The organism is Vibrio sp. 070316B, assembly GCF_013114115.1.
GTDB lineage: Bacteria > Pseudomonadota > Gammaproteobacteria > Enterobacterales > Vibrionaceae > Vibrio > Vibrio chagasii_B.
Map to the genome: position 1 here is coordinate 1 of NZ_VTYC01000002.1, position 21261 is coordinate 21261.

Sequence of the window (21261 nt, forward strand, 5' to 3'; positions counted from 1 at the left end):
TTTATATGGTGATCCAAATCTTTAGTTTGATTTATTTTGGTTAACCAATAATCCGTAAATTATTAAAATTGGTCATGTACTTATTATTATACTAACAATAGGATCGTGACCATGAAGCGTCTTACCCTGACACCTATAGCAATCGCGTTGCTTCTTGCAGGATGCAACTCATCTGATAGCGACAATAACTTCCAACAACCCCAAGTTCACTCTCGTGTTCATGATGTATTGAACGTTGAAGGTTACCAATTCCGAGATTCTAACGGCAATGGAACACTTGAACCCTTTGAAGACTGGCGATTATCTCCAGAAGAGCGAGCAGCAGACTTGGTTAGCCGAATGACGCTAGATGAGAAAGCCGGCATGATGCTCATTGACACCTTAAACTCGTCTGAAGGTGGGCTTGTTAGCAGCACAGGGCAAGACATGATTGCCGATGCCCAAATGACACGTTTTATCTTCCGTAACAGCGTAGTTGAAACCCCAACTAACACTCCTGATTGTGATGCTGGACGTTCAGGTTGTCAGATAACCCCAACAGAAGCTGCCCAGTTCATGAATAGCGTTCAAGAGTTACGTGAACAGACGCGAATGGGTATCCCCGCTCTATTCAAATCCAATGCCCGTAACCATATTGATCCATCAGCAAAAGCAGGGATCAACGTTTCTTCAGGAGCATTTTCTGCTTGGCCTAAAGAGGCAGGTTTAGCGGCAACTCGCGACATGGATTTGATCACTGAATTTGCTGGCATCATGAATGAAGAATGGTCTTCAATTGGCCTGCGGAGTATGTACGGATACATGATGGATTTGGCGACAGAACCTCGCTGGTATCGAGTACACGAAACCTTTACCGAAGATGCAGATTTAGCATCTGACATTATGCGTTCACTGATCAAAGGGTTGCAGGATGGCGGTGAGATTAACGAAGACAGTATCGCGCTAACCATCAAACACTTCCCTGGCGGCGGTCCACAAGAAAACGGTGGTGACCCACACTATGACTTTGGTAAGAACCAAGTCTATCCAAAGAACAATTTTGATTACCACCTAAAACCGTTTATTGCCGCGATTGAGGCTGGCGCTTCTTCAATAATGCCTTACTACGGCATCCCTGTAGATCAAAAGTGGATGCCAAACGATGTTGGTATGTCCTTTTCAAAAGGCATTGTCACTGACCTGCTCAGAGACGAATTGGGCTACACAGGTAACGTGAACTCAGATACCGGCATTATTGGCGAGCGCGCATGGGGTGTAGAACACAAAACGATTGATGAGCAAGTTGCAATGGCGGTCGAGGCTGGAGTCGATGTGCTTTCAGGTTTCCATGATAAAGAAGTCATCGTGAAACTGGTCGAAAAGGATCTGATCACCGAAGAGCGTGTCGACCTATCAGTAACACGCTTACTTGAAGAACAATTCAAGCTTGGCCTTTTCGAAAACACTTACGTTGACGAGAAAAAAGCCCAAGAGATTTTAGGCAATGAGAAGTACCAAGAACGCGCTGATTACGCACAGAAAAAGTCTGTCGTCTTACTTCAAAATACCAATAAGACTTTACCTTTAGCTGAATCAACCGCACAAGCTCCTGTTGCTCTGTATGTCATGGGAATGGACGAAAACATTGCTGGAGACGACAAGTACAACTTTGCCGTGACTTCCGGTGATTACGAAGCGGGAGAAACGCGTCCACCAGTACCAGCCGATACGGACTATGCGGTTATTCGTGTTCGCGTATCCAACGAAGGTTCAGATCCTGACCTTATCTTTGGTGGTGCGAACCCAGATGAACTCGATATTCTTGCATTCAGTGAAATGGCTACAGCGGCATCTTGGCATATTGAACCAAGCCTAAGCGACATCAAAGCCGTTATGAACGAAGTGGGTGCTGACAAAACGGTCTTGTCCATCAACTTTAGACAACCCTTCGTGCTAGACGATCAAAGTAATCTTAAGCAAGCCGGTGCCGTGATAGCCACATTTGGAGTCTCGGACAGCAACCTCATGGAAGTGCTTTCAGGCAACTTTGCTCCTCAAGGAAAACTGCCATTTGCTTTAGCAAACAGCGCCCAAGCGATTCAAAACCAAGACTCAGATTATCCTGGGTATGATCAAGCCGACACCCTTTACCCGTTCGGACATGGTTTAAGTTACGAATAATATTTGAGCTAATTCAGGCAGTGTGAGCACTGCCTTTCCTTCTTAGATACCAAGGACAAAGTCATGGAACATATCTTACAACTGAGTTGGGATGACAACGCTATTCCACATAAAATCTGGATAGAACAATACTACGATGGGTGTCGTATCTGCTTGAAAGTCGTCAAAGACGTTGAGCCAGAAATGCTCTCACTGATTGTGCCAAATATTGATGTGCAAACCACTCATAAGGCGTGGCAAGGCAAAGCGACGAACATTACACCAGCCTATGATGACGGCGTGTTGTTCACTCAAACTCGCTCGCTATTCAATCTACCTCACGGCTGTGTGATCTGGGCGGTAACACATATCCAGATGCAAAACGGCTTAAAAATGTCAGCAGACAAATTGTGCTTCGTACCAAAATACAGCAATCAAGATTCTTGTTTTAAGGTTCCGGCATAACGCGACAAAGCATTCGTTCAAAACCACAAAATCGAGACCAAAAAAAAGGCCAACGCTCATACTCTGGCCTTTCTTTTATCTGCTATCGGTCGGAATCAGGACCTAATCAATCAACACCAATGAATCGAGAATCCCTTTACCGCTGTGGATCCCGCCTTCGTTTTCGCTGGCTGGCTTACTGCGGATTAAGTAGCCAGCATAACCGTCCAGTTCGGTTACTGGTTCACCTTTGAAGTAAGCGGTGAATAGGCCGACCTCGCTGACTAGATCTGTTACAAGCGTTTGCTGGGTGTCACGCACTGCAATAGTCGGTACGTCACGCTCATGCGGGTACAAACGCTGCATCAATGCCCACGCGTCGTACTCTTCTGGCTTAAGTTGCCTCAGCTGTTCACTGATATCGTCACCAAATACACAATGACCGCCGCCCTCACCTTGGTTTTTTAGCACCCATTCTTGCTTATCAGCTTGTGTGTTAAACCATTCAATCGATTCACGGGTGATTGGCTTCATGTCGGCTAAAACACTCTTCACCAATTCCGCTTCTTCTAGCGTTAAACCCCAGCCTGCGTATTCTGCTGCTGGCATCATGGTCAGCAGCATTTGCATGGTTTTACTGGTCGCTAACTGTTGGCTGATAGTCGCGTTCATTGCGACATGGTGTTGTTCCATAAATAAGCGAGTCTGACTTAGCGTGTGGCAACAAACCGATTCGTTGAGTTCTGGAGCCCAGTAATCTGAATACTGATAACCAGCTCTTAGATACACCACATCGACCGCGCCAACATCTTGCAGCAACAAACGTTGGTTATCTCCTGTTGAAAGCTGACAGCTCAACTGTTCAAAAGTACGACGCACCGTGCGAATACCTTGCTTTTGCAGTTCAACTTCAAGCAAATGTTGGTCATATACATTGTCTTCGTTCTTCTGCACCACCATCAAGAAAACTGGTTTATCTTGCTCATTAAAATCGTTTTTCACTTGCCTAGCCGTCGTCGCAATACCATAAGCTAGCTGAGCTAAACCTTGGTTCTCTGCTGGTGTTGCTGACGGGTCTTCTAGCCAGTTCTTGTACGTTTCTGGCCATTGGTTTTGCATGTATGAGTGGAATTCTGTTGCTCGCTGACCAAAGGGTGCCATACCAGCTGCTATACCATTGAATTCAATCACTTTTGCTCCATGCTGACGGTCATCCATAAAATCGGTTCGCATCAATAGCAAAGGCTGGCGGGCAGGCCTCAAGCGTTCATCGGCACTGCCATGAGCTTGTTGATGAAGTGCCATTAAGCGGCCAAAGAATGGATCGGCTTGCGCCATATCGCTCAATGACGACTGCAGAAAATCATGATCTTCCGATACGTTGCTGATCAGCTTGGTAATGAGCGGAGTGACGCGGCGCAGGTGTTGATAAACCTCACGTTCCATTGTCATTGGCGCAATACTGAAAGGACAATGCCTAGCGGTATTATCTGACTGGCGAAACGCAACGCCGTGCATGATCGCCCACTCACAGGCATCTTCTATTATTTGTTGCGGAATCAATGACACTGGCATTGGATTCATTTTAATCTCTCACTATGATCGGGAATTACGCCCCCAATTAAGACGATGCTCAGTCTGAAAAGACGAACGAAAAGCGAAAAATATTTTACGAATTACAATGCGTTAAAACACCATCTACTCTTGAGTGTCTTGCGTCTTGTTAACAATCAGCTCTCGCAGCCAGCGATGGCTAGGCTCAGAATCAAAATAACGGTGCCACAACAAGAATAACCCGCCCGGTACCAAATCAATGGGAACTGGCTTCATCACTAGTTCACCACTATCGATATAATCACGTACCGAGTTGTATGGATAGCACATCAACAGGTCGCTCTGCTTACATAGTTTAATGGCACTAGTGATATCCGACACGTTAGCGGCCTTGTTGATCTCTAACTGCTTAGCGTTAAGCACTTCCATCAATAACCAGTCGCCCGCTCCGCCCGTCACCAATTGTATGTGTCGATATTTGAGAAAAGTGTCGAGGTTCCACTCTTCTTGCAAAGCAGGATGATCGTTACGCATCAAACAAACGGAATAATCCAGGCACAACTCAACGTAGTCCAATTCATCCGGAATACATTGCACATGGGTTGAGGCTCGTTCATCTAATTCAAAAATACCGATACCAAAATCGACTTCGCGCTTGAGTAAACGTTTGAAACTATCACTACTCCACGTTGAGCTATTGATGGTGATATGAGGCGCATCGGCAAGCGCGGTTGGCATGAATTGCGGATAAACCGCTGTGTAGGCGGTCTCAACAAGGTCTATAGTGAAAGTACGCTCACTCTCCTTAGGATCAAACACCTCAGGGACCGTCAGTTTCTCGATTTGCAGTAAGATTTGGTGGATCTTAGGCGCTAATACCAGTGCTTTTGGGGTTGGGAATAGACCTTTAGACTCACGCTCAAACAACGGGTCGTCAAACAAAGCTCGGAGCTTGGTGAGTTGTTTGCTTACCGCAGATTGGCTCAAAAACAGCCGCTCTGCCGTTTTGCTTACGCTGCGTTCTTCAATCAAAACATGTAAGCACAACAGCAAATTCATATCGCATTTAAGTAAGCTTTTAACATCGACCATGATATTCCCCAAATTCAGGTTAATGATGATTATTTGTCACTTTAAATCATATCATGCTCTTGGTAAATTTAGCGCATGTGAGTTAACACACTCAAAGAATAATAGAATTAAGGAATACTCATGGATTTTCTAGCACTACCAAAGATTGACTTACACTGCCACCTAGACGGAAGTGTTCGCCCAGATACGATTATTGACCTAGCAAAACAATACAATATCGAACTACCTGAAGACCGTGATGCGGTTGTTCAATCTCTAACTGTGCCAGAAGATTGCAAAAACCTAGATGAGTACCTAGCTTGTTTCAGCCTGCCACTTAAAGTGATGCAAACTGAAGAAGCGATTGAGCGTATTTCTTTTGAGCTTTACGAAGACGCAGCACTAGAAAACGTTAAGTACCTAGAAGTTCGTTTCGCACCAATCCTGCACGTCAATAAAGGTCTGTCTCTTGACGCGATCATTGCAAGTGCAGTGAAAGGCATGAAGCGAGCAGAAGAGAAATACGACATCAAGGGCAACTACATTATGTCTGTACTGCGTATGTTCCCTAAAGATTCAATCAAAGACGTGATCGATGCAGGTAAGCCATACCTTGGTAAAGGCGTAGTGGCATTTGATATCGCTGGCGGTGAAAAGCCAGGTTTCTGTGCAGAGTTCCCTGAATACACGCAATACGCTATCGAGCAAGGCTACCGAGTGACGGTTCACGCTGGTGAGCAATGGCATGGTCAGAACGTTTACGATGCAGTAACTATGCTAGACGCTGAACGTATCGGCCACGGTGTTCACATCCAAGGCAACGAAGATGCGTACAACATCGTTAAAGAGAAGCAGGTTGCGCTTGAAACTTGCCCAACAAGTAACGTGCAAACTAAATGTATTCACCAATTCAGCGACCACCCAATTGCTGAATTCAAGAAAGACGGCATCGTTGTAACGATCAACACAGATAACCGTACAGTGTCGAACACAACCATGACTAACGAAGTAAAACGTGTGTGTGAAACCTTCGGTCTAACAAAAGAAGATTACGCAGAAATCTACAAGTACTCTGTAGAAAGCGCTTTTGCTTCAGACGAAGTGAAACAGCACTTGATGGGTTTCGTTGAGCAAATCTAATTTAAGCAATCTTGATTGCTAAGTAGAAAAACAGGAAGAGAAAGGCTGAGGCTTTTCTCTTTTTTTATGCCCGAAAATCGCTAATCTTGCAGTATTCGTCATTTAGACCGAGACTCTCGGAAAGTGGGCAAGCATGAGTAATACAAACGTTAAAACTGAACTAGAAAAGATGTTATCTGGGCAAGTATATAATGGTGCAGACCAAGAAATTGAAACCATGCGTTCCAATGCCAAAAAGTCGCTAATGGCTTTCAACAGCCACCAAGACCCAGACCAGCAACACACATTGCAAGAACAGCTATTTGGTAAGGTTGGTAGCAGCAGCTTAATCCAGCCCCCTTTTCATTGTGAGTTTGGTAAAACAATCGAGATTGGTGACGACACCTTCATCAACATGAATGTGGTGATGCTTGACGGTTCCAACATCAAAATTGGCAACAATGTATTGGTGGGGCCAAGTGTCCAGTTTTACACTGCTTCTCACTCACTGAACCACCTCAGTCGTCGCAAGTGGGAAACTTTCTGTCTACCTATCGCAATCGAAGATGATGTCTGGATTGGTGGAAACTCGGTGATTAACCAAGGCGTGACCATTGGTACTCGCTCTGTGATCGCAGCCAACTCTGTGGTCAACAGTGATGTACCACCAGACTGCTTGTACGGCGGCACACCAGCAAAGCTGATTCGACACTTGAATGCCGAACAAGCCCACGACTAAAAAGCAAATTGCGTATCCAAATCTAAAAACAAAAAGAGCCATGTTTCAATAACATGGCTCTTAATCTAATAAACAGCGTTGTTCTATCGTACGGTTAACTTTCTACTCAGTTCATCTCATTCACTGCTCAGAGGCCTGCAATGGGCTCCGTTCTAAAGCCTTCTCATACTCACTTTGTGGTGAGCTAAGGTAGGTATTTTTCACGAAATCCTTCCACCCTGAAAATAGCGACTCTATCGGCTCATTCGTTATTCCAGACACATCACCGTTACTCTTTATGAGCTTGATAAAAGCCTCCTCCCCCCATGAACGCTCGATAAACTCACCGATGGTATAACCGACTTCATAGATTGTTGAACCACCATTAGGGTTGATATATAACTCTTGAACAAGCCCATCAAAACGGGCTTTGATGGCATTCCTGTTATTCATGTGGAACCAATAATCTTCAGATTTATAGATAGCCACCGCTTCCCACAACCAACGAGGGTTATTCGCAAAATTGGGGTTGATTTGAAGTGTCAGTAAGTGCACAAACTCATGCAATGCTGTTCGTTGGATTTCACCACCAAAATAAAGCAGCCTGATTTCATTACTTTGAGGCTCGATATACCCAGTAGAAAATGCATATCGCTGTCCAATGCTACGCTCTTGCTCATCTAAGTAGGCCTTTTGGCTTTGCCATACTCTCACCGTTATGACCGGTATTGAGCCCAGGCCGAAGCTCTTCATCAAAGGCGCCTGTTTGAGTATTAGCTCGTTGTGAATACTTGGAATTATCGCAGGTGAAGTTCCATCGTAAAGGACAAACTTGAACTGTCCTTTATCTGATTCATAGCAACTATCACATGCTTGCTCACCGCGAATTTGAAGCACGAAAGCCACGACTAAAACCAGTACCGACATAGTTAAAAACAAGAATGCAACGATAGACTTAGGTGGGTATCTTTTCATTTTCTACATCCTCAAATTTAACTCAATCGCCAAGGTGTCAATCGATTAAATTAACGCCAAGCGCCTGCAAGCTGTTTTCACACTGAGCGGCATCGGTAAACTGAATACCAGCCATACCTACAGCCTTTGCCCCTTCAACGTTATAGGGCATATCATCGATGAAGACGGTTTCTGAAGCTTCAAGCCCATTATTAGATAACAGCGCTTGGTAGATTGCAGGTTGTGGCTTAAGCATGCCCAATTCAGCAGATACTGCCGCACCATCAAATAACGGCCAAAATTCGCAGGTCTTTTTCAAGTACTCGACAATCTCGACCACATTATCGGTCAGCGCATACACGCCATAGCCAGAGCGCTTTACACGCTCAATGAGTTCTACAGAACCATGCAGTAAGATCTGCGTTTGTTTAACGTAATAAAACAAGCGGTCACACTCTAATGGAGATAAGTCAAGTTCTTGTTGATAACGAAGCTTGGCCTCACTTTCGGTCAAAAAACCTTTATTCAAATCTAACCAAATCGTGCTTTGGAAAATATTACGAGCTCGAGACTCCAAGTCTTCAGTATCACCAAAAGTAAGACGGGCAATTTCCAGAGGTGCCCAACGCACAATGACATTGCCTACATCAAACACCACATTTTTGATTTCATTAGAACTCATACATACTCCTGTGATCGCCATGTTATTGATGGAAAAAAGACACAAAGTGCCACGCATCAAGATTCATGACGAACGTTTATAAATTAAAAGTATCGAATAGAATATACAACCAATGGAGTACAAAAAAGGCCATCATTACGATGGCCTTCTCATTATTTACAAGTGAGCAAACTATCAACACAAATCGGCTTCAGATGACACGATCGTTGGCGCGCCAGCTGTTTCCACACAATATTGGCAGTGGATTGCTATACGTTTATCTATGAGCAGTATATTAAGTCCCATTCTATACCCTTCCCCTATTTTGATGACGTAGAATGCACATTTTGGCTTTCTAGTTTAGCCTCTATTCTCTTGAGTTCACAAGATACGCATTCACGATTAAGCCTCAAAATGCACCGACTTAAGCGGTTTAATAAGACTCATTTCTCATCCTCCAAATGCCCTTATGTGTTATAATTCTTAGTCTCTCAAAGCGTGCTGAATCCCTGATTTAGTTCACTATTCTTTAACCACAGTGAATCCACTTTAACGTTATCGAACTATGAAAAAATACGAATTAGTTGTCCAAGATATTGTGAGTAAGATCTGTCAAAACAGTATCAGCCATAAGCTTCCTGCTGAAAGAGAACTGTCTGAAATATATGGATTATCTCGTTTCACGATTCGTAAAGCACTAGCTAAGCTAGAGGCTATTGGCATGGTGAAATCTAAGGTGGGTTCTGGTTATTTCGTCAACACTTCTCTCATTGGTACACCACTAGTCTACAACTCCATCACTGAAAACAGTTTTGAAGAGATCTCTTACAAAAAGATCCAGTTGAACAAAGCACTACCCGACAATCACGAGCAACAAATTTTTTCATTAAGCGACAACGAATATATTTGGAAAATTAGGCGCCTTCGATTGATCAACAATAAAGTGGTTCAAATTGAAGAAGCAAAAATTCCTGTTAGTGTATTTCCTGAAATGAATGCGGAGATCATAGAAAGCTCGATTCAAAAACACGCTTTGTCAAAAGGGCTGCAGATCGATAGTTATTTGACGACTTATCAGGCTGTTAACGTATCTAAGGAAGATGCTGAACTGCTTGGTTGTAAAAAGAATGTCGCTGCTATGAATATTACTAACCGAGGTTTCTTAGCGTCTGGTGAGTTATTTATAGTCAGCGACATTATTGATATTAATTACCAATGCACCTACCACACGCCTTTTAACAATGAGAGCATGAGCTTCCGAGATAAGAAATAATACTAACCTGAAAATGATACTTATATTGAGTGGGTAAGATTAGTGAATGACTATTAAAATATTAATTTAAATCACCAATAATATAATCTTGTTAGTACCTAATTTTAATTAGACAATCAAATCAACTCAAAAAAATGGCCGCTTATAGCGACCATTTTATATTATAAATACGAGTTAAGGGGTATGAATTGCGCCATCAGGAAGGCGACTTTGAGTCCACTCGTGGGGGCGATACATAACAGGGAACTCGGCTGCAACCTCTCGGTCGATTTCAACACCAATACCTGCGATTTCTGAAGCGTATAAGTAGCCATTAATTGGCTCTGCAGCGTTCGGGAATACCTTGTGCGTATTCTCGTTGTATTCGACATGCTCTTGAATCGCTGCATTATGTAAATGCACGTTCAAATGCGTATTCACCGCAGCGCCAATTGGCGTCATATCTGGCGGACAGTGCCACGCAATACGTACACCGAAGTTCTGGCATAGATGCCCGAGTTTCAGAGCTGGCGTAATACCACCGATTTGTGAAACATGACAACGGATGAAGTCGATTCGACGATTCGCGATTAGAGACTTCCACTCTTCAGGGTTATTAAATAACTCACCTAAGCCCAATGATACTGAGCTTTGGCTACGAATATTGTCTAGCCATTCCGTTTGGTTGGGCGGAAGAATATCTTCAATGAAGTACGGCTTATATTGCTCCACTTCTTTCGCAAATTGTATCGCTTGATTTGGGAAAAGGCGCTCGTGAACATCATGAAGAATGTGGAATTGATTACCATACTTCTCTCTCAACGACTTAAACATGGTTAGAGTATTGTCCATGTACTGATCTTGGTCGTAGTACGAGCCTTCAGTCGGGCTTTGAGTGGTATGCAAATCGGTTGGAACGCCACCATAGAAACCAAGCTGACAACGAATGTGCTTGTAGCCTTTGTCTAAGAAAGATTCCACCAGCTCATAAATACCTTCCATTGTGTCGCTAGTCGCGTGTGTGTATACAGGAATAGCATCACGAGACTTACCACCAAATAACTGATGTAACGGCATACCCGCCAATTTGGCTTTAATATCCCATAGTGCCATATCAACACCGGAAATTGCATTATTGATAACAGGGCCATTTCGCCAATAAGCGTTGACCATCATCATTTGCCATAAGTCTTCAATATTATTGGCGTTTTTACCAATAAGAATAGGTTTTAAATATTCATCGACCATTGTTTTTACAGCAAGCGGTCTTTGTTGGAATGTCGCACAACCAAAGCCAGTCACACCTTCATTCGTTTCTACGACAACGGTAATGAGGTTGTGTCTGTCTGGTTTAGTAATAATACAATGGATATCGGATATAATAGTTTCTTTCACAATTAAATAACCTAAACTTAAGTCAACTCCTATTATCTAACCGCTTTAAAAATCACATTTCAAGCGCTAATTTTTGCCCAAAAATAATTGGTACGTTAAGTGTTTTTTTTTGATAAACAAAACATACCAATTGGCAATAAACGCTGAAAAATTAATTTTTCGAATTTTAAATGTGATTGAGATCTCTTTTTTCTCCGTTGGATTTAAATTGGTTGTCGTTATGATTTCTCGAGTTAAATATATTCCAATAACAGGTGTAGTATGCAAATGGTAGAAAAGAGTGATGCCGTTGTGAAAAACTCTAAGTCATTATCGAAAAAGAAAAATTTCAACGAAAATATACAGTTATTAGTCACCGCTGTTGGTGGTGAAGACAACATCGTGAGTATCACCCACTGTATGACAAGGTTGCGCTTCAAATTATCAGACGAATCGCTGGTAGACGAAGAAGCGATCAAGCAGATCGCAGATGTGAAAGGTGTGGTCCTTCAACAGGGCCAAACTCAAGTCATCATCGGTGTTGAGGTAGAGAAGTGGTTCAACGCACTCTCAAACACTCAACAAGCTGACGCGACTCCTGCTGATGAGCTAGAGAAAGGGAAGCTATTCCAAGGTGTGATGCGCATTGTCGCGGGCATCTTTGGTCCTGTTGTTCCAGCCATTGCTGGTGCCGGTATGCTCATGGGTCTGTTATCAGGTCTCATTGCAACCAATGTTATCTCTGAAACCTCAGACACGGTTTACTTCTTCCGTTCAATTTCTGTTGCTGTGTTCTTCTTCTTACCTATGCTGGTCTCTTTCTCTGCCGCCAAGGTCTTTAAAGTAAACGAATATATTGCGCTTGCTGTCTCTTCTGCAATGCTAGCGCCTTTGCTCGTTGATAAAGCAACAATGCTAAAAGACGCAGGCGCTGCTCCGGAGCTGACGGTTCTTGGCGTGGTTCCGATTGAGCTGCTCAACTACGGCGGCGCTATCGTACCGGCGATTCTTGCTATCTGGTTATTGTCTAAAGTGACTCCGTTAGTTGACCGTCTAGTACCATCTTCTGCGAAGCCTGTATTTACACCACTGTTGGCCTTTACGGTAACTTCAACCATCACACTATCTTTTGTTGGTCCTGCAGGTATCTGGCTAAGTAACGGTGCAGGCTGGGTGATGAGTTCACTACTGGAGATCTCTCCGACATTAACGGGCTTTGTGTTTGGTCTAACTCGCCCAATTACCATCGTATTTGGTATCCACCACAGCATGACGCCGATCAGCCTGAACAACTTTGCACTGTATGGTAAGGATCTACTGATGCCGATTATGTGTTTGGGTAACATGGCAATTGCTGGCGCGACAATGGCTATCTGGCACAAGCAACGTAAAACGGTTTCTAAAGAGCAATCTTCAATTACGATGGGTTCAAGTGTTACCGCTATCTTAGGCATCACGGAGCCAGCTCTATTTGGTGTACTAACGAAATACACCAAAGCGATGATGACCGCGAGTTTGGCTGCAGGTGTGTTCGGTGCTATCTCGGTAACAATCGATACGCACTTAACAAGCTACATTCTTTCTTCTGTATTCAGCTTGCCAGCTTACCTTGCAAGCGGTACACAAAACTTCCTTCAGGCAATTATGGGCGTGGTGGGTGTATTCGCACTCTCTTTTGTTCTAACCATGTTGTTCGTAAAACTAGACAACAAGTAATCGGCTAGTCCCACTCCCGTAAGATTAGAATCGAAAAAGCATGACCATATCTCGTTATGGTCATGCTTTCCTCAATACGAACAAATCCAATCTTTCCTTTCTAAGGCTATATTATGACCCACATCGCAATCATCGGTGAGTGCATGATTGAACTGAATGGATCTCCATTTGGTAACATGCATCAAAGCTATGGTGGAGACACATTAAACGCGGCAATCTATTTGAACCGTAGCGCTGCGGTTAGCAATCCCATGAGCAGTAATAACACTGCGAATCCAGCGATACAAACAAGCTATGTCACGGCGCTAGGCTCAGACGTTATCAGCCAAGAGATGCTTAATCGATGGCAAGATGAAGGACTATCAACCGAGTTCGTGCTTATTGATGAGCAGCGTTCACCCGGGCTCTATCTGATTCAACTCGACGATGTTGGTGAGCGAACCTTCCTATACTGGCGCAACGATTCTGCGGCTCGCTACATGGTACAGCACACCGATTTCGATAAGATAGCGAACCAACTTCGTGACGTTGATATGGTGTTTCTAAGTGGTATTTCCCTCGCGATACTGCCACACAGCGATCAACTAAAGTTGCTCACTATCATAGAAGGCCTACGTGAACGTGGCGTTACCATCGCCTTTGATAGCAACTATCGACCAAAGCTGTGGAGCTCAGAGGCCGCAACTAAAGAATGCTATCTATTAGGTTATAAAACGACCGACATAGCTCTAGTCACGTTCGATGATGAACAACTGTTGTGGGGCGATCAAACACCACAAGACACCATAACAAGGCTGCATGCACTCGGTGTCAAAACCGTTGTTGTCAAGCTTGGAGCTGAAGGCTGCTTGATCAGCGAAAACCCCGCAAATGAGCCCGTAAAAATCACAACGACACCGGTCGAAACTGTGGTTGATAGCACCTCTGCTGGCGACTCTTTTAACGGCGGTTTCTTATCTTGCTATCTCGCTGGAGGTTCTATTGAAGAAGCCTGCCACCAAGGTAATGCATTAGCCAGATTAGTTATTCAACATCATGGCGCAATCATCCCAAAATCCATCACCGACACTCTTTCAAACCCTATTAAGAAGTAAACCATGCCTACAATTAATGACCAATTAAAAGCACTTAAAGTTATCCCTGTTATCGCCATTGATAACGCAGAAAACATCATCCCACTAGGCAAAGTATTGGCAGAGAATGGGCTTCCAGCTGCTGAGATTACGTTCCGTTCAGATGCCGCTGTTGAAGCGATTCGACTGCTTCGCCAAGCACAGCCTGACATGCTGATCGGCGCGGGTACCATCTTGAACCGTAAGCAAGCACTCGCAGCAAAAGAAGCGGGCGCAACCTTTGTGGTATCACCAGGATTCAATCCAAACACAGTTAAAGCATGCCAAGAGATCGGTATCGATATCATTCCAGGTGTGAACAATCCAAGCACCGTTGAAGCGGCACTTCAGATGGGACTAACGACTCTCAAATTTTTTCCTGCCGAAGCCTCTGGTGGCATCAACATGGTTAAATCGCTCGTTGGTCCATACGGCGATATTCGACTCATGCCTACAGGCGGTATCACGCCATCAAACATCGATAACTACCTAGCCATACCTCAAGTTTTAGCTTGCGGTGGTACTTGGATGGTCGACAAGAAGCTCGTTGAAAATGGAGAGTGGGATGAGATTGCCCGTCTAGCACGTGAGATTGTTGAACAAGTGAATCGTTAAGCTAAACAAACCAAGTCAGCCAAACCGTTCACCAATTTGAGAACGCATTGCATACAAATAGAGCGAGAGGTTAACCTCTCGCTCTATTTTCTTCAATTTACTGTGACAATTGTTGCTCTACAAGCGTCTTCCAAAACCCAACACCGTGTTCCAAAATATTATCGTTAAAATCATAGTGCGGGTTATGAAGAGCAGTGCCTCCACACTCACCAACACCATTTCCAACTAACACATAACACCCTTTTACTTCGCGTAACATGAACGAGAAATCCTCACTGATGGTGAAGCGTTCACAAGCTCCATTCACATTATCTTCACCGACAACCGCCTGTGCTGCTTTTACCGCATGAGCAGTCTCTTCCGGCGTATTAATCGTTGATAGAAAGCTGTTGTTGAAGTGGTATTGGTAATCAACACCTGCTGACATGCACTGGCCAGCGACGACACGCTCAATCGCTTTCTCAATCTTGTGCAATGCTTGATCGGTGAAGCTGCGAGTATCACCAGAAATAGTCACTTGCGAAGGAATCACATTGACAGTACCGTTAGTAACAAAGTTAGTCACCGAGATAACAGCCGTCTCATCAATGGCGCTCAAATGACGCGAAACGATGGCTTGCAGTGCAGTGACCACTTGAGCACCAACCACAATCGGATCGGTTCCCATGTGTGGCATCGCCGCGTGGCCGCCCGTCGCTTTGATCACAATTTCAAAACTGCTTTCACTTGCCATGAGCGAGCTTGGACGAGTCACAAATTTACCTTCAGGGATACCCGGTAAGTTATGCATAGCGTAAATTGCATCCATATTCCAACGAGTGAACAGGCCATCAGCGATCATCGCTTTCGCTCCTGTACCTCGCTCTTCATCTGGTTGAAAAATGAAGTATACAGTGCCATCGAAATGCTTCTTGGTTGCCAACTCTTGCGCCGCACCCAGTAGCATCGCGGTATGGCCATCATGTCCACAAGCGTGCATCGCTCCTTCATGCTTTGAAGCGTGACAAAAAGTGTTCTTTTCATGAATACGCAGCGCATCCATGTCCGCACGTAGACCAATCGAGCGATCGCTTGTGCCATTTTTCAGAATTCCAAGCACACCTGTCCCGCCAATACCGCGGTGAACTTCAATGCCGAACTCTTCGAGCTTGTTCGCTACGAATTCAGATGTGATGAACTCTTTAGTACCAAATTCTGGGTACTGATGTAAATGGCGGCGCCATTCTGTAACGTTGGCAATGTTAGTCATGGAAACTCCAATAAATACTTAAAATTAATTCGTTAAAACTGTTTTAGATGTCATCTCGCGGGACTTGTTAGATGCCGCAAACAGCGTCATTGCTACAATAATCAAGCCCACAGCCAGCGCCCTAAAAGGTGTGATGGGTTCTCCAAACACCAAAACAGCGATGAAAAATGCAGACATAGGAATGAGATTTAAAGCCATACTGCTGCCTTCAACACCAACACGCTCTATGCCGTATATGTATGCGATGTAGCCCAGTCCTGATACAAAGCCACCCAACACAATAATGCAGAGTAACGACCAAGAAGGGCGAATTACCAGTAACAGACTTGGTACATCAATGCCTGAAACCAGTAGATAAATGAAAAATCCAACCGCCGCAAAACCAAATTGATAATGCATGGTGCAAGTTGCACCGTATTTTTCTGCAAGCTGAGCACGCAAATGAGTCACCGATGCAAAGCTCAGCACACTCAATAGACAAATCAGGTGCCCGATATTTACCCCTCTATCTTGAGAAGTAAACGGAGGAGCGAGCACTAACATGGTGACGCCAACCAAAGCAATTCCGCTAGAGACGATTTGCATGCGAGTAAATCGAGCGCCGTAAAAAAGCTGAGCTATTGCTAAGATAGCGATGGGAACAAGTCCCTGAATGACGCCATTTTCTGACAGTGAAATATAGTCCAACGAGAGAAACGAAAGAAAGCTAAACAAACCTTGGCCAACAACACCGCACACCAACAACTTGAATAGTTCGCTCCGATTAGCCCAACTAAACGCCAACTTCGGTTTGCTTTGAGTTTTCTTGTGGAGCATTGCAGAGAAAATCAGGACTAAAGATAAGACAAAGAATGCCATCATGTAGCGTAACCACACCAACAATCGCGCATCAATGGTTTGTAATGGCAAGGTAGCTAATGCGCCCTCAGAACCCCATAACAACCCTACGCCAATCGCCGCCATCCAACCTTTAGTCACAGATTTCATCATTTAGCTCGCTTCCGGTGTTGCTTTTTTATTGCTAGGCAATCTTTCCGTAGTCTGCTCTTCTTGTTTCGTTTCGAACTTAGTGAATACGTAAAGTGCTACAACAATCAGTGACACGATAATGGTTTTTCCCAGAGCCATCTGTTCGCCTAGTGTTAGTACCGCCACCAAATAACCAACCAAAGGCATTAGGTTAAGAGCCATTGTCGCTTTCTCTACACCAATACGTTTGAAGGAATAAAGTTGAATCAAGTAGCTACCACCAGAGATACCTGTACCTAAGAAAATAAGCAGAGCAATCAACAATGGGCTAGAGAATATGATGTAGATCTGAGATAAGTCTAACCCCATGGTGATCACAACAATAATGCCCATGACAGCAACTGAAATATATTGGTACAGCATAGAAACGACTGAGCCATATTTATCCGCCAGGCTCGCTCGTAAGTGAGCAGTCCACGCTAGCGCCAGCATTGAACACGTCACGTAAACATAGCCTAGTAGTGGTATACCACCTTCAATGGAGTTTGTTGGACCAACACTCATCGCATAGATACATACCGCAGAGGCAATAAAAGCACCCCACTGAATCTTGTTCATGCGGAAGTTCATAAACATCATGCCAAAGAAAACCGTCGCGAACGGCTGCATGCCTTGAATAACACCGTTTTCAGTCGCACCAATGTGAGACAGAGAAAGGAAGTTAAACAGTGAAAACACCCCTTGTCCAACGATGCCACAAAGCGCAATGCGACCAATATCTTTGGTATCGATCTTCAATGAAGAACCTAAATCAGCGCTCAAGCTTTTGCTACGTGATGTAAAAAAGAAAATGATGGAAAGGCCAATTACCGCGGTAACGTAGCGGAAAAATACCAATGTCATCGGGTCAACCGCCATAGAAAGTGGCTTTGATACAACCCCAGTTACGCCCCAGATACAGGCAACAGCAATGGCAGCAGTCCATCCTAAAAATGTGTCTCTGTTTGTTGTGTTCATCTGTCTATCTTCCATAATTTTTGATAACGGCGGTGCAGAACACCGCCTGAATATTCATGATTTACATGTAGAAACTAGTGGTTAATTCGCTTCCGTCGCCGTTTTCAGCTGAGGCACTTTTTTCTTCGCCTTGCCAAACTTCATGAACATCATCATCGAACCAATAACTACGGCTATCGCAAGTAATCGCATTGGTGTAACTGCCTCACCGAGAGCAAAAACAGCGAGTACAAATGAAGATAGAGGCATTAAGTTCAATGCCATACCAGTACCATCTACGCCAACACGTTCCATTGCGTAGATGTAAATCAGGTAACTGATACCAGAGATACCCACACCTAGAATCGCAATACAAAGCACACGAAGGGGAGAACTAAAGATTCCTAGCGCTGATGAGAAATCGGCGCCGACAACCAATAGATAAAGACCGAAACCAATTGCCGCAAAAACAAACTGATGATACATAGTTGCCACTGAACCGTATTTCTCAGCCAGTTTTGCACGAGCGTAAGCCATCGTAGAGAAACTCGCCGCACTACCAAGACAGATCAAGTGACCAATGTTGAACCCACTGCCTTCAACCGATGGATCCATGACCAAGATAGCCACACCAGCAAACGCACCGACAGCTGCTAAAATCTGTAATGGTGTAAAGCGTTCTCCATGACGAAGGAAACCTACACATAAAATGATGATTGGGATAAGGCCTTGGATTACGCCGTTTTCTGAAGCGGTAATGTAGTCAAGAGACAGGAACGATAGAAAACTGAAAGCGCCTTGACCGATAATACCGCAACATGCTGCCCAGAAGATGTCGTGTCGATTTGCCCAATTAAGTTTAAAGTCGACTTTTTTCTGTGGTTTACCTATAGCGTTACTGACTTGGATAATCACAAACAATGTAATGAAGGCTACGGTATAGCGAACCCATACCAAGACTTGTGCATCCATTACTTCAAGAATAGGCGTTCCAACGATCCATGGAACACCCCATAACAGGCCAATGAAAATAGCCGCAATCCAACCTTTTACTGTATTACTCATCTTTAAATTCCTTTCAGTGTTTGCTATTGATTTAGCAATTGGCCGTAACCTGGACATTGAGCTTTGTTGCCGACTAAGTGCATGCAGTGCCAGAACATCGCAGAGTTGCTGCACACGACAGGGATACCAAATCGGTCTTCAATCTCTTGAATGTGGTCAAGAACACGAAGGTTGGTGCAAGACATAAACACCACATCGGCACCTGAGCCTGGCAACATCTTGCTCAACGCTTCCATCATCGATTCCTTTGAAACCGTCGTAATGTCAGTGTCTTTCTCAATGCCAAGTGAACCTAAAACAGGAACTTCAAAACCAGCGGCTGTCAGTTGTTGATAAAGAGGGAAATTCACTTCTGTTGGATAGGGGGAAAACACGGCAACTTTCTTTGCACCCAAGTGCTTAAATGCGGCTTGAGCAGCTGTCCATGGATTGGTTGCGGGAATATCACCGCGATTTTTCGTAAGAAGGTTAGCGACTTTTTCTTCACCGATAATGATAGAAGCTGAAGTGCAACCAAACGCCATGACATCCATGGATAAACCCGTCGCTATCAGATCTGATGCTTCGCTGATCCCAACCGCAATTTGGTCGAGCGCTTCTGGAGTCATTTCGCTGCTGTAATAAACACGGGAGCTAAACACTCCTGCTTGTGTGCCCAGTAATTTAGCCCAGTCCATCTCTAATGAGTGGTCAGTACTTAGCTGCACTAAACCGATATGAACTCGACCAATCCTTGGAGCCTGAACGTGGTGTAATGGGATTTCAAATTGTCGAAACTGTTCTATTGTTTGCATGAGAAACTCGTATTTTTATAGTTTTTATATGCTGACTCCGGAGTCCAGAGTCAGCTTTTGTAGGGTGTTAAGTTTGTAAGGGGCTAAATAATGATCAGCTCTGGTTCAGCACGCTCGCTCAACCATTCAGCACCGTCTTCCGTGATCACGATGTTCTCTTCGTGCACCATTGACTTGCCAGGTGCGTAAACCATGCCCGGCTCTAGCGTCATCACCATGCCTGGTTTAAGCACTGTGTTATCGGTTGCTGTGTTAGACGGGCGCTCTGTCAGCTCCATACCTAAACCGTGACCAAGACGGCCAACGTCATTACCCAATGCACCATTGGCTTCCAATACTCCCCACATTGCGTTGTAAATATCAGTGGTTGTAGCGCCAGGTTTAGCAGCTTCGAAGCCTTTTGTTGTTGCTTCATAAGTAGCACGGTAAGCAGCTTTAGTTTGCTCACTTGCCGAGCCAAATGCCCAGTTACGGTCGAAATCAGAGAAGTAACCATCACGAACAGCACCGGTATCGATGATCAATACATCTCCCGGTTCAATGATGCGGTCGGTTGGGCCCATAATAATACTGTCGTAACCATCGGGGCCTGAACCAGCAATGATATAAGGACACTCATCAGCCCCTTCTAGCAACATATCGATACGGAACTGCTTACAGATTTCGCGCTCGGTCATGCCGGCTTTTGCATACCCAGGAATTTTGCTAAAGCCCACATTGGTAATACGACAGATTTCGCGAGTTTTTTCTATTTCAGCTTGTGATTTAATCTGACGAAGCTCATGCATCGCTAATGACACATCAACAAAATCTTTCTTAACCATGGTGGTTAATTTGAGGTAGTTATTTACTGGCATACGCAAGTGAGACTCAATCCCTAATGTCGCGCCAACTCTGCCGTGACGACAAGGTAAAGAGTTCAACGTGCTTGCAACCAAGCTAATGCCGTCATCTTCTGGCCTTGGTGAAGGCCAAGTAATGATGTTCTCAACCCATGTTCCTGCCATACCGCTAGCACCAATCTCAGGAACAATAGCAATAGGTTTACCTTCTGCTGGGATAACAACGAACCATGGTCTAGTTGGGCTGTGCCAAAACTGAGTGTGAAAACCAGTAAAATAGCGAACGTTTGGTTCCGTAGTAAAAATCATCGCGTCTAGCTTCATCTCATGCATAACTTTTTGAGCGCGTGATGTTCTGTTTTCAAACTCAGCTTGTTCAAAGCCTCGGTTTAGGTAGTTAGTCATTGGGGCCTCTAATTATTATTGTTGGGTCAGCAATTACGAACCGACCCTATAGTTCAATTTTGTTTACGTTACGATGAGCATCTTACTGACATTTCAGTTAAATAATGTGACCAGGATCTTACAGTTAACTATAGTGACCCAAACACATCTAAAACCAGAATTTTTGTTGATTTTGATCAATTTTAGGTACTTATTTGTAACTTTAGGCTTGT

Annotated in this window: 19 protein-coding genes; 8 read left to right on the forward strand and 11 right to left on the reverse strand. The window is 44.2% G+C overall.

The features are described from left to right. Positions 1 to 111 precede the first annotated feature (111 nt). Together F0251_RS02370 and F0251_RS02375 are read left to right on the forward strand one after the other, a co-directional pair. Positions 112 to 2160: a glycoside hydrolase family 3 N-terminal domain-containing protein gene (locus F0251_RS02370; protein ID WP_171730231.1), complete on the forward strand. Its 2049-nt coding sequence runs from the start codon at positions 112 to 114 to the stop codon at positions 2158 to 2160. A 63-nt stretch (positions 2161 to 2223) separates the two neighbouring features. Further along, a complete protein-coding gene (locus F0251_RS02375; RefSeq protein ID WP_061032033.1) occupies positions 2224 to 2604 on the forward strand; it encodes a hypothetical protein in 381 nt (126 codons plus the stop codon). A gap of 102 nt (positions 2605 to 2706) precedes the next feature. Here the strand turns inward: F0251_RS02375 and F0251_RS02380 are convergent, their stop codons facing one another. Together F0251_RS02380 and F0251_RS02385 are read right to left on the reverse strand one after the other, a co-directional pair. Further along, entirely contained in the window at positions 2707 to 4158 is a 1452-nt protein-coding gene (locus F0251_RS02380) for a glutathione synthase (protein WP_171730372.1), read from the reverse strand. A 123-nt stretch (positions 4159 to 4281) separates the two neighbouring features. After that, positions 4282 to 5229, reverse strand: a complete 948-nt coding sequence (locus F0251_RS02385; RefSeq protein WP_008216036.1) for a LysR substrate-binding domain-containing protein — start codon at positions 5227 to 5229, stop codon at positions 4282 to 4284. Positions 5230 to 5349: 120 nt separating this feature from the next. Between F0251_RS02385 and add the strand changes: the two genes are divergently transcribed. Together add and F0251_RS02395 are read left to right on the forward strand one after the other, a co-directional pair. Next, complete coding sequence (gene add, locus F0251_RS02390; protein WP_171730232.1) at positions 5350 to 6348, forward strand: adenosine deaminase; 999 nt, start codon at positions 5350 to 5352, stop codon at positions 6346 to 6348. A 133-nt stretch (positions 6349 to 6481) separates the two neighbouring features. Then, positions 6482 to 7066, forward strand: a complete 585-nt coding sequence (locus F0251_RS02395) for a sugar O-acetyltransferase (RefSeq protein ID WP_171730233.1) — start codon at positions 6482 to 6484, stop codon at positions 7064 to 7066. A 120-nt stretch (positions 7067 to 7186) separates the two neighbouring features. Here the strand turns inward: F0251_RS02395 and F0251_RS02400 are convergent, their stop codons facing one another. Next, positions 7187 to 8020 carry a hypothetical protein gene (locus F0251_RS02400; protein WP_171730234.1) on the reverse strand — a complete coding sequence of 278 codons (834 nt, stop codon included), beginning with the start codon at positions 8018 to 8020 and terminating at the stop codon, positions 7187 to 7189. A gap of 37 nt (positions 8021 to 8057) precedes the next feature. Next, on the reverse strand, positions 8058 to 8681 hold the full coding sequence (locus F0251_RS02405) for an HAD family phosphatase (RefSeq protein WP_171730235.1): 624 nt from the start codon (positions 8679 to 8681) through the stop codon (positions 8058 to 8060). Positions 8682 to 9225: 544 nt separating this feature from the next. On the opposite strand from F0251_RS02405, the gene F0251_RS02410 reads away from it, so the two are divergent. Beyond that, entirely contained in the window at positions 9226 to 9933 is a 708-nt protein-coding gene (locus F0251_RS02410; protein WP_171730236.1) for a GntR family transcriptional regulator, read from the forward strand. A 174-nt stretch (positions 9934 to 10107) separates the two neighbouring features. Here the strand turns inward: F0251_RS02410 and F0251_RS02415 are convergent, their stop codons facing one another. Continuing rightward, complete coding sequence (locus tag F0251_RS02415) at positions 10108 to 11307, reverse strand: enolase C-terminal domain-like protein (protein ID WP_171730237.1); 1200 nt, start codon at positions 11305 to 11307, stop codon at positions 10108 to 10110. A gap of 261 nt (positions 11308 to 11568) precedes the next feature. Between F0251_RS02415 and F0251_RS02420 the strand changes: the two genes are divergently transcribed. From F0251_RS02420 to F0251_RS02430, 3 genes are all read left to right on the forward strand, one after another. Further along, positions 11569 to 13002: a PTS transporter subunit EIIC gene (locus F0251_RS02420; RefSeq protein WP_171730238.1), complete on the forward strand. Its 1434-nt coding sequence runs from the start codon at positions 11569 to 11571 to the stop codon at positions 13000 to 13002. A gap of 113 nt (positions 13003 to 13115) precedes the next feature. Then, complete coding sequence (locus F0251_RS02425) at positions 13116 to 14096, forward strand: sugar kinase (protein ID WP_105058543.1); 981 nt, start codon at positions 13116 to 13118, stop codon at positions 14094 to 14096. A 3-nt stretch (positions 14097 to 14099) separates the two neighbouring features. Continuing rightward, positions 14100 to 14729, forward strand: coding sequence for a bifunctional 4-hydroxy-2-oxoglutarate aldolase/2-dehydro-3-deoxy-phosphogluconate aldolase (locus F0251_RS02430; RefSeq protein WP_171730239.1), 630 nt, complete (start codon positions 14100 to 14102; stop codon positions 14727 to 14729). A 97-nt stretch (positions 14730 to 14826) separates the two neighbouring features. Here the strand turns inward: F0251_RS02430 and F0251_RS02435 are convergent, their stop codons facing one another. From F0251_RS02435 to F0251_RS02460, 6 genes are all read right to left on the reverse strand, one after another. Next, the gene (locus F0251_RS02435; protein WP_171730240.1) at positions 14827 to 15978 is read right to left on the reverse strand and encodes a M20 aminoacylase family protein; all 1152 of its coding nucleotides are present in this window, start codon (positions 15976 to 15978) and stop codon (positions 14827 to 14829) included. Between the two features lie 24 nt (positions 15979 to 16002). Continuing rightward, entirely contained in the window at positions 16003 to 16968 is a 966-nt protein-coding gene (locus F0251_RS02440; protein ID WP_239936418.1) for a DMT family transporter, read from the reverse strand. Then, on the reverse strand, positions 16969 to 17964 hold the full coding sequence (locus F0251_RS02445; protein WP_171730241.1) for a DMT family transporter: 996 nt from the start codon (positions 17962 to 17964) through the stop codon (positions 16969 to 16971). 81 nt (positions 17965 to 18045) lie between these two features. Continuing rightward, positions 18046 to 19008 carry a DMT family transporter gene (locus tag F0251_RS02450; RefSeq protein WP_061032019.1) on the reverse strand — a complete coding sequence of 321 codons (963 nt, stop codon included), beginning with the start codon at positions 19006 to 19008 and terminating at the stop codon, positions 18046 to 18048. Between the two features lie 23 nt (positions 19009 to 19031). Continuing rightward, complete coding sequence (locus F0251_RS02455; protein ID WP_061032018.1) at positions 19032 to 19802, reverse strand: aspartate/glutamate racemase family protein; 771 nt, start codon at positions 19800 to 19802, stop codon at positions 19032 to 19034. Positions 19803 to 19885: 83 nt separating this feature from the next. Beyond that, a complete protein-coding gene (locus F0251_RS02460) occupies positions 19886 to 21049 on the reverse strand; it encodes a Xaa-Pro peptidase family protein (protein ID WP_061032017.1) in 1164 nt (387 codons plus the stop codon). Positions 21050 to 21261 lie beyond the last annotated feature (212 nt).